At 46.0% G+C, this 15,968-nt stretch carries 11 protein-coding genes and 1 tRNA gene; 6 read left to right on the forward strand and 6 right to left on the reverse strand.

What is annotated here, in order from left to right; translation table 11 throughout:
- The first annotated feature begins 722 nt into the window (after window positions 1-722).
- The gene (locus HQRW_RS00030) at window positions 723-2,426 is read left to right on the forward strand and encodes a Cdc6/Cdc18 family protein (RefSeq protein ID WP_014554951.1); all 1,704 of its coding nucleotides are present in this window, start codon (window positions 723-725) and stop codon (window positions 2,424-2,426) included.
- A 34-nt stretch (window positions 2,427-2,460) separates the two neighbouring features.
- On the opposite strand, the gene HQRW_RS00035 is transcribed toward HQRW_RS00030, so the two are convergent.
- Entirely contained in the window at window positions 2,461-3,318 is an 858-nt protein-coding gene (locus HQRW_RS00035) for a S24/S26 family peptidase (RefSeq protein WP_014554952.1), read from the reverse strand.
- Window positions 3,319-3,556: 238 nt separating this feature from the next.
- Between HQRW_RS00035 and HQRW_RS00040 the strand changes: the two genes are divergently transcribed.
- Window positions 3,557-5,179, forward strand: a complete 1,623-nt coding sequence (locus HQRW_RS00040) for a DNA-directed DNA polymerase II small subunit (protein ID WP_014554953.1) — start codon at window positions 3,557-3,559, stop codon at window positions 5,177-5,179.
- A gap of 150 nt (window positions 5,180-5,329) precedes the next feature.
- Here the strand turns inward: HQRW_RS00040 and HQRW_RS00045 are convergent, their stop codons facing one another.
- The gene (locus HQRW_RS00045) at window positions 5,330-5,842 is read right to left on the reverse strand and encodes a hypothetical protein (RefSeq protein ID WP_394324567.1); all 513 of its coding nucleotides are present in this window, start codon (window positions 5,840-5,842) and stop codon (window positions 5,330-5,332) included.
- Window positions 5,843-6,223: 381 nt separating this feature from the next.
- Here HQRW_RS00045 and HQRW_RS00050 point away from each other — a divergent pair, with 381 nt between their 5' ends.
- Window positions 6,224-7,402 carry an aspartate kinase gene (locus HQRW_RS00050; protein ID WP_014554955.1) on the forward strand — a complete coding sequence of 393 codons (1,179 nt, stop codon included), beginning with the start codon at window positions 6,224-6,226 and terminating at the stop codon, window positions 7,400-7,402.
- A gap of 1,237 nt (window positions 7,403-8,639) precedes the next feature.
- Here HQRW_RS00050 and HQRW_RS00055 read toward each other — a convergent pair.
- Window positions 8,640-9,239: an IMP cyclohydrolase gene (locus tag HQRW_RS00055; RefSeq protein WP_014554956.1), complete on the reverse strand. Its 600-nt coding sequence runs from the start codon at window positions 9,237-9,239 to the stop codon at window positions 8,640-8,642.
- A gap of 112 nt (window positions 9,240-9,351) precedes the next feature.
- On the opposite strand from HQRW_RS00055, the gene HQRW_RS00060 reads away from it, so the two are divergent.
- Window positions 9,352-9,424, forward strand: a tRNA-Gln gene (locus tag HQRW_RS00060).
- A gap of 214 nt (window positions 9,425-9,638) precedes the next feature.
- Here the strand turns inward: HQRW_RS00060 and cgi121 are convergent.
- The 3 genes from cgi121 to HQRW_RS00075 all read right to left on the reverse strand — a co-directional run bounded on the left by cgi121 (window position 9,639) and on the right by HQRW_RS00075 (window position 12,946).
- Window positions 9,639-10,136, reverse strand: a complete 498-nt coding sequence (gene cgi121, locus HQRW_RS00065) for a KEOPS complex subunit Cgi121 (RefSeq protein ID WP_014554957.1) — start codon at window positions 10,134-10,136, stop codon at window positions 9,639-9,641.
- Complete coding sequence (locus HQRW_RS00070; RefSeq protein ID WP_014554958.1) at window positions 10,133-12,586, reverse strand: ATP-dependent DNA helicase; 2,454 nt, start codon at window positions 12,584-12,586, stop codon at window positions 10,133-10,135. Before HQRW_RS00070 ends, cgi121 begins: the two co-directional genes overlap by 4 nt.
- A 117-nt stretch (window positions 12,587-12,703) precedes the next feature.
- Complete coding sequence (locus tag HQRW_RS00075) at window positions 12,704-12,946, reverse strand: hypothetical protein (RefSeq protein ID WP_231852370.1); 243 nt, start codon at window positions 12,944-12,946, stop codon at window positions 12,704-12,706.
- A 458-nt stretch (window positions 12,947-13,404) separates the two neighbouring features.
- Between HQRW_RS00075 and HQRW_RS00080 the strand changes: the two genes are divergently transcribed.
- The gene (locus HQRW_RS00080; protein ID WP_011570307.1) at window positions 13,405-13,602 is read left to right on the forward strand and encodes a hypothetical protein; all 198 of its coding nucleotides are present in this window, start codon (window positions 13,405-13,407) and stop codon (window positions 13,600-13,602) included.
- Between the two features lie 3 nt (window positions 13,603-13,605).
- Window positions 13,606-15,915, forward strand: coding sequence for an AAA family ATPase (locus HQRW_RS00085; protein ID WP_014554959.1), 2,310 nt, complete (start codon window positions 13,606-13,608; stop codon window positions 15,913-15,915).
- The last annotated feature ends 53 nt before the right edge of the window (window positions 15,916-15,968 follow it).

Raw genomic sequence — 15,968 nt, forward strand, 5'->3', positions numbered from 1 at the left:
AAATCGGTTTCGATTGATAATATCCGCTTGATACTCGGTTATGCCGTGTGCCCCCCACCCCTCTGTTTCAGGTGGAGATGCTAAGAAGAGTGTGCGGTTACTGATCAGTCGAGATATTGTGACAATCTTCTAACTCTTTATACTTAATTACAACATAATATACGACGTACACAACTACTAAGTTGCAGTACGGGTATTGTTATATAGTATATTATATAAAGTTTTGCCCATTAGTACTGTATATAATCGAACACCCACCCCCTTGTGATTACAGTTCCAGTTGAAACAAAGGGGTTGGGGGGTATTGTATTTGATACAGCGAACAGAAGATGCCACTATCATTCCTAAGTGATGATCCCGCTGACCGGTTGGATGGATACATCATATCGATTATCTGAGTATCTTAAGGATCTGTCAGACCAAACTTGCGTTCAACAGGTAGGCGTATCATTGTGACATATTCACTCGACTATCGACTATCGACTGTGTTGGTTTGTTGCATCTTATACCTCACAGGGATGTTAGGATGGTCGTAACTACAAGAGATAGATTTTTGTATCGTGCACTCATCGATTTCCATTGCATCAATTGTATATCGGTCTAATTGATCAGAGCAATATATTGACCGTTTCAATACCTAAACCCGCCTCATTTGGACGCTGTCATTGGAATTTCCACCTGAAATCAAGGGGATGTAGACGGGTGGACGGGGGAATTACCAAATGCATAATAACAGAATACATAACAACTCTTCATCTGATAATCTCGAATCATCTCATGAAGATAAAAGAGACAATCCATCAACATCACCGACAGAATCTGGTGATTTCACTCTTGATGAAGATATGAGTCAAGACAACAATCATAGCGATACTGCTAATTCAAATACCAGAAACAGAACTAGCAGTGCATCCGAAGATGATATCGATCACTCCGAGAATAGAGAAGAGCAGGGACTATTCGACAATTTACTCTCGGGTGAGCCAATATTCGAAAATAAAGAGGTACTCAGGCCATCATATACACCTCGAAAGCTTCCGCATCGAACTGAGCAGATTAATCAAATGGCTACAATTCTTGTTTCAGCTCTACGCGGTGATACTCCCTCGAATATCTTGATCTATGGCAAAACAGGAACTGGAAAGACTGCTAGTGCTAAGTTTGTCAGTCAAGAATTGGAGTCGACATCTCAAAAGTATGATGTTGCATGTGAAGTCGAATACATTAATTGTGAGGTAACTGATACACAGTATCGCGTGCTTGCACAGCTTGCAAACAAGTTTATCGAGAAAAATCGAAATCAGATCGATAAGCGGATTGATGAATTAAAAACTCTTCAATCAAGCGAGGAATACCTTTCTGGCTCCGCTTCATCAACAGAATCGATAGATTCAGTAGATACAGCTGATGATACGATCTCAAAATCACCTGATGAATCAACGGGTGAATATATTAATCTCAGTGATATTGCCTCGCCATTTGATTCGGCTCGCGATCTTGATGATCGAATCGAATCACTCCGTGCTGACCGTGAAGAAATGGAACTGGTTCCGATGACAGGATGGCCGACTGATCGGGTATATTCCACGTTTTTTGACGCTGTTGATTATCATGAACGTGTTGCTGTAATCATGCTTGATGAGGTTGACAAGCTTGTTGAGAAATCTGGTGATGACACGCTCTACAACCTTTCGCGAATGAACTCTGAACTCGACAATTCACGTATCTCGATTATCGGCATCTCTAATGATCTCAAGTTCACCGACTTCCTTGATCCACGTGTTAAATCGAGTCTTGGTGAAGAGGAGATTGTCTTCCCGCCGTATGATGCAAACCAACTTCGCGATATTCTTCAGTATCGTGCAGATGTTTCATTCAAATCTGACGCACTTACAGATGACGTTATTCCACTTTGTGCTGCTTTCGCTGCTCAAGAACACGGTGATGCACGCCGTGCGTTAGACTTACTTCGAACAGCTGGTGAGCTTGCAGAACGAAGTCAAACGAATACTGTTGAAGAGGATCATGTTAGACAGGCGCAAGATAAAATTGAGCTTGATCGGGTCATTGAGGTCGTGCGAACACTCCCAACACAATCAAAAATTGTCCTTTATTCAATCATCCTTCTAGAGAAAAATGGAGTACATAGCATCAATACCGGTGAAGTATTCAATATATACAAACGACTCTGTGAAGAGCTTGATACCGATGTGTTGACACAACGCCGTGTCACTGATTTGATCTCAGAACTGGACATGCTTGGAATTGTCAATGCTATTGTTGTATCAAAAGGTCGATACGGTCGGACAAAAGAGATTTCACTATCAGTTCCGATCGAAGAGACTGAAACAGTCTTGTTATCAGACTCTCGACTTGGAAATATTGAGAATGCGCAACCGTTCGTACAAGCTCGATTTGACAATTAATTCACTTCAAGACACAGAATGATTGTATTCACTGTCATCGTATTCCTGAGACCCACAATACTGGATTGACTGTAAGTGCTCCAGCCAACTGGAGCCGGACGTACCCAAGATATGGAATGCGAAACCGTGCTGCTCCGCGAATCCATGTTCGTCTGACTGGACCAGCGATTCCTGTTGCTTGGTCATATCGGGCATTTGCATCACCTTTTGTGATAAACCCGGCATGTGGAGCTGGACAGTTCCGTAGTTCATCACACCCACTTGCCGTTAGATATGCTGAGTTTGCCTCTTCATACCAATTTTCACCATCTTCGACATAGAAATGCGCCCGATGAATAATTGGTGACCCTACCCGCTGTGGGGGATCATAAATAATCACAGATCCGGTCCCACCAAACGTTTGATATCCACGCGATTGTCCTACTTCAGCCGTGACGACACCAGTGTTCTCATGCGCATAACTTGGCGTAAACCGTGTTGTTTCACTCACCAGTATCAAATCACCACGCGACATTTCTGGTTCCATGCTTCCACTTTCAACTGCAACCATTGGCGGCCAAACTCCGCTAATCGCAAACAGAATAAGTCCAATAGCAACCACGACAATAACGCTATACAGTGTTTCTCGAAGTGTTGTAACCGCCCCCCGTCTTATCCGTGTTAATATACTGGATTCTGCGGTATGCTTTGGCTCTCGCCTTGCTCTATCATATGGATTGTTTTCATTTTCTCTGTCATTCTTTCGGTTATACTCTATATTTACATCTGAACGCGCATCTAGCTCTACGTTTGAATCTGTATGGTCATCCTCTATCCCGGAGTCATCAATGCCGGTAGCGTGCTCTGAATCCCACCGCTCCGGTGATTCATCGTCTCCGGACTTCTCCGTCATTCAATTAATAATCAGCGTCGTTGTGTTTGAAACTTCTGAAGCAACCGACTACGGTAATAAAAGTCTTGAGACTCACAGCACCGAGGAGACTGTTGATTCGCAACCAACAAAGACCAACCAATCATATGATACTCGATGTTACGGTTCAGTTAATTCAATCTTCTCATGATTATCCTAACAATTAATTATCATGACTCTATTCAATATGTTTTTGTCATATGGTCTCCTCAGAGGTGACGTGCCTTCGGAGTTATCGGCGCGTATCGTTTCCGCACTTGCACAGCATGGATATAATGCAGATCGTGAAGCTGTTACACTCCTTGCGGGTGCTAAATATCCTAATACTGCACTCGAAGAGGTGTTAGATTTAATCGCGGATGATACGCTTCGGATTACTGCTGCTGATGTTCGCCCTGTGATTGACTCAACACCATCAGATCTTTCAAGCATAACCGAACCCGTGAACAAAGACTCGACAAGGGATAATAATGCCCAAGATCAGAGTATATCCGATCAAAAGACACAATATCTCCCGTCCCAATCGACTTCTCCGAATAATATAACACCTGATTTAGATTCATCACCGGAGCAAACCACGGGTGCGTCACAACCATCTCAAAAGGCTCATACATCAACACCAGAGACAGATCAATCTGTAAATTCATTTGATATCAATGGTGACATTACCGGACGAAGCACAGGCACCGGATCATACGATGACTTTGTGTCGGTTTTTCGAGACCGCTATGAGCGTCTTTCATCACACCTTCGGAGCCGTGTCAACCATCGACCTACACAAGCTATTGGTTCAATGTCTGGTGAAACGGATACAGCGATTATTGGGTTAGTTAATGATATTCGATCGACAAAAAATGGTCACTGGATTGTTGAACTGGAAGATACAACAGGTATATTTCCGTGTCTTGTCATGAAAGACCGGTCATTCGCTGATGTTGTTAATGAACTATTGTTTGATGAGTGTATTGCAATCGAAGGCACACTTTCGGGAGATGGAGAAATACTCTTTGCGAACGATATTCACTTCCCTGACATTCCGCATAATCATACCCCAAATACTGCTGACAGGCATGTTCAAGCGGCGCTCATTTCTGACATCCACGTCGGGAGTCAAGAATTCGTTTATGATGCCTGGGAGCGATTTGCTGCATGGCTTCACACAGACGAGGCCGACGCTATTGAGTATTTGCTGATTGCGGGTGATATGGTTGAAGGTGTTGGAGTGTATCCTGATCAGGATGATGAACTTGATATTGTTGATATTTATGCGCAGTATGAAACGTTTGCTGAGCATCTCAAGTCTGTCCCTGGCGATATTGAAATTCTTCTGATACCCGGAAATCACGACGCTGTCAGGCTTGCTGAGCCACAACCTGGATTTGATGATGAACTCCGTTCAATCATGTCAGCACATGATGCACGTATCTCTGGAAACCCTTCATTTGTCACCATTGAGGGCGTTCAAATATTGATGTATCACGGCGTTTCTCTTGATGAAGTTATTGCTGAACTCCCATCACCGAAGGCAAATTATGATGAACCTCACAAGGCGATGTATCAGCTATTAAAAAAACGACATATCGCTCCTCAATTTGGTGAGCGGACACGTCTCGCCCCTGAAGATAGTGATTACTTAATAATCGATGAAATCCCAGATGTGTTTCATACCGGTCACGTACATAAGCTTGGCTGGGGAAAATATCATGATGTGCTTGCAGTGAACTCTGGATGTTGGCAGGCACAGACAGCATTTCAGCGGTCGGTGAATATTGATCCTGATGTAGGGTATGCGCCAATTATCGATCTAGATACGCTTGAAATGACTGTTCGCAAATTCCTGTGAGTCCATGTAATCATATAATTGTCATCTGATCGTGAAACATGTGAAAGTATCTAAATAGCCTGGGGGAATAATCTGAGGCGTTTTATCCTCTCAGCCATATACTGGCACTCCCTGCTCGCCAAGTGAATGGAATAAGATTGGGTGGTGTATTCACTCCGCATCAAAGCGATATCGCGTTGTTGTTTCATCCCCGAACCGCGGTCCTCGACCAATCGGTTCAAACCCTGCGTTCTCTGCAGCAGCAGTCGCATTCTCCTCACTCATTGGGACAACAAACTCAACATCAAATCCCTCAGTCGCCGCAAACCGGATTGGCTCTGAAAGTAAGGTCTCAGCGATTGTTGTCTCGCCTGCAAGTTGTGTGACATGAACGGTTCCATCTCTGACATCAAAGGCAACGAACCCAATTATGTCTGGTTTGTTTTCATTTGATTCTTCAGCAGTGCTCTCATCGGCTTCATTCCCTGTTTGCTCGCCACTAGTTGTTAATCGGTTTGTCTCATCATGAGCGTCTGTATGTGACTCTGTATCTGTTGTCTGTCGCTCCGCGACTCGAACTGTTCGGTCATGAACGACATTTCTAAGCGCGTCTGCAGGAAGGTCGGCGATTGCACCGAGTGTCTCAACGTCAGACTCGACAGCATCCCGAACGTCCATATCCATATGGTACCGTTACACACGGATGCGGTTAATACTTGCAGACAATATAATTACTATTTTTATTATTATCCAGTCATAAAATATCACATACGATATGTTTAATCACGGTGAGAACTCGGCAACCGTTTGGAGAGCAGACAATATTTTATCCCCCCCCACGCAATCCCTGGCTATGTCTAAGCAACAGTTCTCTACATCCCATATTTTTGTTCTATTGACACGATCTGATAGCATGTCGACACCGACATTATCTTTGAGATTGTCGTGGGCACAAATGCAATGGGCACAAATACAAGTAAGGTCACAGCCATTTTCATCCGTATTATTCCAGTCTCTCTGCTCAATGTTGCATAATGCATCTATGCATACCTGGAGGTCCAGTGTATGCGCATAGTCACAAAGTTTGGTGGCACTTCACTCGGAAATGGTGACCGAATCACACGGGCTGCAGACTCAATCGCGGCGGCAATTGACGCAGGTCATGAAATCGCTGTTGTTGCCTCTGCAATGGGGAGTACGACTGATTATCTCCTTGATGAGATTCACTATGACGCCGCGGATAAAGACCGTGCTGAGATTGTGTCGATGGGTGAACGGACAAGCGTTCGGATGCTTAAAGGCGCACTCTCTGCACGTGGTGTAACTGCGCAATTTCTTGAACCGGGCAGTGATGACTGGCCGATTATTACGAATGAACGTGGTGAGGTTGATGTTGGTGAAACACAGCGTCGAGCCGCTGATCTCGCGAGTAATCTTGACAATGTTGTTCCTGTTCTCACGGGATTTCTTGCGGAATCACATGATGGGACAACAACGACACTCGGTCGCGGCGGATCAGACACGACCGCAGTCATGCTTGGACATTATACCGACGCCGATGAGGTTGTTATCGTCACCGATGTTGAGGGTGTGATGACCGGCGATCCACGGGTTGTTGAAGGTGCTCGTAACGTCGGACAGATTACAGTTGATGAACTTCGAAACCTCTCATTTCGTGGTGCAGAAGTGGTTGCGCCATCAGCACTCACATATAAAAATGACGACCTTGGTGTTCGGGTCGTGCATTATCAACATGGTGATCTGCTTACCGGTGGAACACTGATTGAAGGAGAATTTGAGAATCTCATAGACATGCAAGAGGATATGCTTGCATGTGTGACTGTTGCTGGGCGGTCAATTCGAAACAGCACGGGTATTCTCGCAGATCTCTCGCAGTCGCTTCGCGACGATGGTATCAATATTGATGCTGTTGCATCTGGCATGGATTCAATTACATTCTATATCTCCGAGGATATTGCTTCGAAAGCAGAAAACCTACTTCACGCGAAGGTCATAAATAATCAAACGCTTTCATCTGTCACTGTTGATGATGGTATTGCAGTTATCAGAGTCACTGGCGGTGAACTTCCTAATCGTCCTGGCGTGATTCTGGATATCGTCCGACCAATCGCAGAAGCTGGAATAAATATTCGTGATGTTATCACTTCTGCAACATCTGTGGCCGTTTTCGTCGCCTGGGATGACCGTGAAGAGACGCTCTCGATCGTCCAAAGTAAGTTCTAAAATATAATCAATAGTCACAAACAGGTCACGGTGAGTCGGAAACCGTATTGACTCTCTACCGAGATAACAGACAGAGTGTCTCAGAGCTTCGATGTGATCCCGAGGTAGTTCACGTGTTGGATTATACTCAATGATATCTCCAGCACATACGATTTGATCAACCGGAGGCATCGCAGCAAGAACCGCTTCGAGTGCCACTTTATCATAGCCAAGGGCAGGAGTCCCTTCTTAATGAGTGAGTAGAACGAACGAGTAGCGAGGGGATACGCCCAATAATCATAACAGCAATACTGTAGCCTGGCGTGCGTTGACATTATCTGACGTAGAAATTATCGAATATCAAGGAGAATACTTGCGGCTTCAGCCGCAGGATGAATCCGACAACTCTGAACTCGTCCACGCAGTGATAGCCGATTGGAAATTTGATAATCCGTGAATTAAACTAACAGGCAACCCTGTGGATAGCCAGGAATCAGACTGGGAATAGAGCGATTCTGGTCACTCCGACGATGGCGGCCTGTCCACCCCAAGCAATGAGACAGTAATCGGAACCAGTCAGCTGAACGGTCGGTTCCTATGCTGAACCGAGGCAGATGCTGTGTCTGAGTGCTGTACGCACCACAGAAAGTAACTCCAAGTCCGTTGAAGTCTGCTGGACTCTCTGGGGCACAGACAACTCTAGGGGTCCCAACATAACAGGGGATAGAAGTACTGGGGGCTGAGATGTGGCACTCCCAGTAGTCCCAGTAGTCCCAGCAGTCCCACTCTCCCCGCTACAGTCCACGAACCCCACACGGATTCTTACCGCACTGTGGTTCGGTGGGGTTGGAAACCTGAAATCTCCACCACTCACGCTCAGGATTCCTCCGCAGCTAGTGCTCCGTGAAACATCTTGAACCATCGGTTCTACGCAACAGTATCAGCGGCTACTCTATGACAAGATTTTGAATTGAATTCCTCAATAAGCTTTCAGGAGCAGTATATGCGGAGGAGGATGTCAATCAAACTACTAAGATAGATAGCAACAATGTTCGTTCTCGTCATCTCGCCATATTTTCGACAGGCAAGCCCAATTCGGAACTATTCAGTTCTGGGGGGTGTAGAATGTGTTGTGGACGCCCTACAGCGAATAAGTCTCTCCGATCTTGATCTGTTGGGGTTTGAAATAATCTTTACTGGAACCCCCATCCCCGTTCCTCATGGAAGCCGTCTCTGACGGCTGAGAGAGTGGGGTAGTTTACTTGCCATTGTATATTTGAGCTACAATATCCCCACTCTCACCCTCACCCTCACCCTGACCCTGATGTGTAACCGCAGCAGCACATACTGGATGCTCATACTCTAGTTCGTATGCTTTCTGTGCAATTTCTTCAATGTCACCTTTGAGTGACAATTGCGCTGTTGTTGGAGCATCATTCTCATACGTACTCACAAGTGTTGGTTCTGAGATTGATCTAATAATAACCGCGTCTTGACGGATGATTCCCACATATGAGGAGGACCCAACGATTCCGGCAATTCGGGGGGTATTATAATCATCTTTCTCATAATCAAGCGCAAGTAATGCTTCTGCAAGGGCATCTCTTGCTGGATATCCTCGATCAATCTTCTCTGCAATGGGGTCAACGTGCGATCCATTCCCGATAACAATCTTCTCTCCGCCTTGGCGCATACAATTATATGATACGTATGGATTATTAGTTTGGGCTGCTTCTGACGTTGGAACGACGGTCAACATGTTATCTCGAGAGATAATCTGTCGGTTTGGATATGACCGTGATGAAACCCGATATACCGCAGTTGTCTCGCCAATAATGATGAAGCGACCAAGATACATACCAGTGTTCGACGATGAGCGTAGTAATATATGCTGATATGGCTATCATATTGATATCACTCACTGCTTCGCAACACTCAAATAGAATCCAATCTTAGTATTAGCTGAAGATAGTCCCGTGGGGTAGTGGCCAATCCTGTTGCCTTCTGGGGGCAATGACCCAAGTTCGAATCTTGGTGGGACTACTTTTCACTCTGTTCAACTGATAACTCCTCTGTGCCTACATAATAGACACTGGGGGATTTGAATATTATTTACTCGTCGGTCTCATATCAACTCTATGATTGCTAAAAGATGGAAGTTACTATTCCATTCGAATTAAAATCTGGATTACAGATGCTTATAGTACATAAAATAGCGGGGCTCCAGTAGAAATAGAGGGGTGGGTACACATCGGACTCACCGCTCAACAGCAAGTAATGCAACCCGTTCAAGAACGAGCGATTCAGTATCGCCATTGACAACATCAATCTCGTTAGCAGTAATATCAAAATACGGCTGCACCAAATCAGGGTCATATGACCCAAGAACTTCATCGGCAGGTGTATCAAGTGTATTTGATTCGATAGATTTTGCAGCTTCGATTTCATTACCACCATCGATAGCGACCACAATACGATTTAGACCGGATGAAACCCCAATCTCAAGCGCCTCAGTAATCTGTCGGCGACCAGCCGCGTATAACAACATCTCGATTGATCTATCCCGTGCAATATTATTATTCCGGCGTCGGGCTCGGTCAGCACACTCGATAGCCCGATTAATATGTTTTTGATTCACAATATATCGAGCGTCGAACGCCTGTATTGTTGCACCCGTTCCTTTCTCAATCTTATCGACAATTGAAACAAACTCATCCACATCCTCAATAGTCACCTTACCACAGACGAGTTTCATGAAAAGTCCCCGAGTCCAGCCTGATTTCCATCTTGATTATCCATATCGCGATCTTGTCGCGTCCCCTCTGTCGTGGCACCTCCACCTGTGTTCGATTGTGTCTCATTCCCTGTGTCTGAATTAGTGGAGTCCTTCGACACTTCATCAACACTATCCATTGAGGTATCTGTGCGTCCAGCGTTTTCAAGAATACGCTCAGCTGTCTTTCGCCGACCCCGGAGTGCCCGAAGGATAGTTTTCTTTTCAGCTGTTTGAAGATCTGCACTGTCCTGGATGCCAGTATCAAAAAGCCGTCGAGCACGCTTCCGCCCAACGCCACGGATATCAACGAGATCAAGTAACTCTGCTCTAACCCCATCCTCGACACGCCGTCGAGCATCAGCGATAGGTTTCGTCTTCATTCCAAGCTCACCAGCCAACTGTTCTGCTGCCCCGAGGAGCCAACTTGCTGTGTCGACCTTTCCTCTGATATCACCAGGTCCAACGTCATATTGCTCTGTAATCTGGTCTTCAGATGTCTCATCCGCCCAATCTTCAAGTAATCGCCCAGTCTTCAGTGCCGACAGCCACGACTCAAATCGAACATCGTCGTACTCAGAGGGCGTCCGTCCGAGCAACTCAGCCTCGCGCTCATAGCAGACTTGGGTAAAACGCTCTTTATCACCCGATTTAAGATACAATTCATACATATCCGGTGTCCGACAAACAAGGTGATACAATCCAAGTGCTGTTGGATATCTCACTGTCGATTCATCACTGTCTTGATGTGTATCATGTTTTGAGTTGACAAGTTCACTCGCTGGCTGGAAGCTCCCAGTAGCTTGTTCGGTTGAGTTGTCCTGAAGTGCACTGCGTTGTGTAGTCTTATTCTTTTCAGCCCATCGTAATCCATCAATAATTGTTGCAGCACTCATCGGATCAAGATATAATCGTGAGACAGTATGACCGAGTCCGGTTGCTGAGAGGGTCTCCCCATCCTGCATGATGAATTCATTTCGCTTTAGATAGTCAAGAACGGTGTCTGTAACCGTTTTTAATCGCCCATTAGTATCTGTTTGTGTTGCATATAATGTCTCTTTCAGGAATGCAAGGAGCTCTGTCCGACTTCGTGCAAACCCTGTTGCGATTGTTGCAAGTGCATGTGTCCGAAGCGCAGGCTCACTTGCAAGCTTTGAACGCACTGATTCAAGATCCGCATCAATATATCGATCAAACAGCTCATCACGCGTCTCAGTATCCCCAGCAAGCAAGACCGCTTCACCGTATGGATCAAGACCAGGTCGACCTGCCCGACCCATCATTTGATGAACCTCAAGTGTATCAAGTGGTTTCATTCCCCCATACTCGCTATCGTAACGCCGCCAATCGCGAACGATCACCCGACGACTTGGTGTATTAACGCCTGCAGCAAGTGTCGGTGTTGCAGCAATACATTTTAGTTGACGATCGCGAAAGGCATCTTCAACGAGTGAGCGATGTTCTGCTGCCAGCCCAGCATGGTGAAATGCAGCCCCCTTTTCAACGCATGTTGCAAGTGTTTCACTCGTTTCAGTATCTGAAACCTCTCGAATCGACGCGGCAATCTCCGCTAATGATGCTTGTTCCTTTTCGGTCAAAGCTGATGTCGTAACATCACAAAGCCGTCTTGCAGCGGATTCTGCATTTCGTCGTGAATTGACGAATACAAGCGTCGACCCTTGATCGTCTTCACTATCACCTGCAAGTGTGTCTGCAACAAGGGCCGGCGTTTGTCGTTCTCCATTTGCAACTGGAACCCGCTGTTGAGTAGCATCATCAAATGTAATCGCATTTCCATAGTGAACTCCAATCTGTAATTCGATTGGACGCCAATCTGTATCGACAAGTGATGCATCTAGCCACTCAGCAATAGCATCTGCATTTCCAATCGTTGCAGAGAGCGCAACGACTTGAAGTGCAGTGTTTCGTTGACGAAGTTTCCCAAGCGTTACCTCAAGCGTTGGTCCACGCGTCCGGTCATTAACAAGGTGAACCTCATCAGCAACAACACATCCTAATTGATTGATCCACGGTGCATCATTCCGAATAAGTGAATCAACCTTTTCAGACGTTGCAACAATGATATCTCGCGAAGCTAACCACTCACCACTAGAATCGTAATTTCCGGTTGAAACACCGATGTCAACACCAAACTCTTCCCAACGTTCGAACTCAGTTTGTTTTTCTGAGGCGAGCGCTCGAAGCGGTACAATATATAACGCTGTTTCACCACGCTCAATTGCTGCAAGCATTGCTAACTCGGCAATAAGCGTCTTTCCAGAAGCAGTTGGTACTGATGCAACAAGGCTCTCCCCATCAGTCAACCCTGCCTTGACGGCTGATTCTTGTGGTGGATACAGCTCTGTGACGCCCTCTGTACGAAGTTTGTCAGAGACGCCCGGGGGCAATCCGGAGACGTCGTCAGGTTCCATTAATATATATTCACATTACTGTCAATTAATCATTGTTGGTTATCCGATGACCAGGCGCAAGACCCGGCGGTTTTTACTACGGGAAGGATGTCAGTGAGAAGACAGAGTCTACAAGCATCAAAATCGCCGTTTTGCGACCCGCCGTATCATTGCTCCTAATATGAGTATCAGTGTCGATAACAGTGCCAGCGATCCGACGAGTGGAAAGTTTCCTGCTTGTAGAGCATCCCATGCAAACGGAATAAGAGCAAGTGCAAGAATCGCATGTAATCCAAACGCAATCGCTGGAAATCCAATCTCAATGGATGATATTCCTCCATCTGTTCGAAGAGTTGACTGTTGTGACGTATCATCTGACATAATTAGGCGTATGATGGCAGCCATATAGACCTTGACGGCTCCGCGTTATCAGCATGCTTGTTTTAATCCCGTCTGGATGAATGAGATACTAAATATATTGACAGAATATAAACTACTCCCATCGTCGCTCGATTCAACTAGATCTCCCACATCTCAGCATCACGGGATGGCAATTATTACTCATTTCTTGGAATAAAGAGCTACTCATTGATATTAGACGAAATTAATCAGGATTGACAATTATTCTAATGAGAATTATGCATTCTTATGTAGTTCGACACTCGCTCACAGTGTCGATATACTCATTCAGTGTTGCCTACTTGCATGATATTGCACGAAATATAATATATGATATGGATCATATTTACCTCGACACGATCAAAAATATTATTACTGAGAAATTGAGTGGACAACAAGTATAATCCGCCTCGTCTCTGAATAAAATTCAATTAAACGCCATGGCATCGATAGATCCCCGAGATAAGCTCCCACTTGTTTCAGCCGCCGTTGTAATGGCCCTTGGAAATATTATCGGATATGCTGTTGGAACGACAATCTATTTAACAATCCTCGCAGGTCCTGTTGCAGTCCTTGCATTCGGTGCTGTTCGGTACTTCCTTCATGGGAGTCCGTATCCTGAGAGCATGAGGCAGTAACTTATGAAACGCGTCGCTGCGACAGTTACTATCGACCCAGAACTCCCACCTGATACTGTTCGCCTCCGCTGGCCTCCAATTGATGCGACGACTCATACATATGACATAGCAGACAGCACAACCAATGACTCCGCATCTCCGTTAGATGCAGATGTTGTTCAACTTCGGACCAGTAATGGTCGGATGACCGCTGCGGTCGTTCGTCCTGATTCGATGATTGACCCTGATACCATTGCTGTATCATCAAATCTTGCAGCAGCACTTGATATTTCTGCAGATATAAAAAACACTTCAGAAACTGATACGGGCAGGACTATTGATTCGGATCAGAATGCTCAAACTGACCATGTCGCGACCGTTGAACCAGTAAGCGTCTCGCCCGCACATCAACTTACCGTTGCACCGGTTGCTGAGTTGTCGATTAGTGGGGGTGAACAGACAGTTCGTCAGGCACTCGATACTCGGCCACTCGTTCGTGGTGATACTATTCCAACTGTATTCCTGGATGGATCACTTGAGCTCCCGGTTCGCGTCACTGAAACCCGCCCAGACGGTCCCGTTGCTATCACAGCAAAGACAGAACTCAAATTAGAGTCTGGTCCGGCACCTGACTTGACACTTCCACAGCAAGCTCCAATTCCCCCGTCAGGAGTCGGCGGTTATGATGAAATCATCGAAACATGTCAACATACCATTGCAGATCCGCTAATATATTCCGATGCATATCATGTCGACGACCGCTCGGCAGCCTCGGGCGTCCTGCTTGAGGGACAATCTGGTGTTGGTAAGACACATCTTATCCGACACACTGCATGGTATGCAGATGCAACGATTCGAACGATTGACTGTGCAACACTTGCTTCACAATCACCTTCTGATCTCACTGATGAACTTGATTCACATACAGCAGCGATTACGACGGGCAACGCAACATCAACAATCGTTCTTATCGATAATCTTGATATAATTGGTGAGGACAACGATACAGTCGCCCGTCAAATTAGTTCATGGATTGAGAAAACGCTACAACTTGATTCAGCAACTGTTGTTGCTGAATGCACTGACGCAGACGCGATTGATTCAATGTTTACCCGTGGTGGTCGACTTTCACGGATAATCTCGGTCACTGCTCCAACCCCGGATGATCGTGCAGCCATTATCTCGGTTTTGTTTAATGACATACCGACTACCTCTCATATCGATTATACCGCTGTTGCTGAGCAGACCCTTGGATATGTTGCCGCAGATATTCTCAATTTACGTGCACGTGCAATTGAGGCAGCACTCACCCGGTGTAATGTTGACTCCACAGAAGAAATGGCAGAAACAGAATTCAGAGTTCTTCCAGCAGATATTGAGACAGCAATTACCAAAACGACACCAAGTGCCGCTGAAACGACCGGTTCAGTCCCGTCAACATCATTTGAGGATATTGGTGGACTTGCAGCACCAAAACGCGAACTTACTCGAGCCGTTGAGTGGCCACTCCAATATCCAGAGGCGCTCTCTCGACTTGGTGTTGATGCGCCTGCTGGGGTTCTGCTCTACGGACCACCAGGAACTGGAAAGACAATGTTGGCACGCGCAGTCGCCTCAACAACAGATGCAAACTTCTTGACTGTCGACGGTCCGGAACTTCTGAATAAATACGTTGGCGAGAGCGAACGCCGTGTCCGACAATTATTCACCCGTGCGAGAGATAGTGCCCCGGCGGTCGTCTTTTTTGATGAAGTTGATGCACTCGGATCTGCCCGCGCAGGCGACGGGGATTCCTCTGCTACAGAGCGTGTCGTATCACAGCTACTAACCGAACTTGATGGTCTTCATCCTCGTGAACAAGTGACGGTCATAGGCGCAACAAACCGCCCTGATCGTATCGATGATGCACTTACTCGACCTGGAAGATTTGACCGTGTTGTTGAGGTTCCACTCCCAGATCCTGAAGCCCGTCAGGAGATTATCCGCATCCATACCCGTGATCGACCGACTGAGCCACTCGATATTGATGAGATTGCAACAAAGACCGAGGGATATTCCGGAAGCGATATTAGTGCTGTCTTACAGGAAGCAAGTCTGCTTGCACTTGAAGAGCACCTTGGTGCAGCTGAATCTGAGATAAATGATGAGACAAGAACTATTGAACCCAACTCGGGTCAGAGTACCTCGTCGAGTGCGACCCCTGAAGCCGTTGAATCTATTGAAGCTGTCCGTATTCATCGTCGCCACGTTGATGCAGCACTTGACCGTATTGGACCGTCACTATCAGCAACCGCAAGAGAGCGATATGCATCATTTGACGGGACTGGCTCGTAATTGGGGAGATAACTGTATGTGGACTGTACAGGTGGAATAAGGCGAGTGCCTTG

It is taken from the genome of Haloquadratum walsbyi C23 (assembly GCF_000237865.1).
Lineage (GTDB): Archaea > Halobacteriota > Halobacteria > Halobacteriales > Haloferacaceae > Haloquadratum > Haloquadratum walsbyi.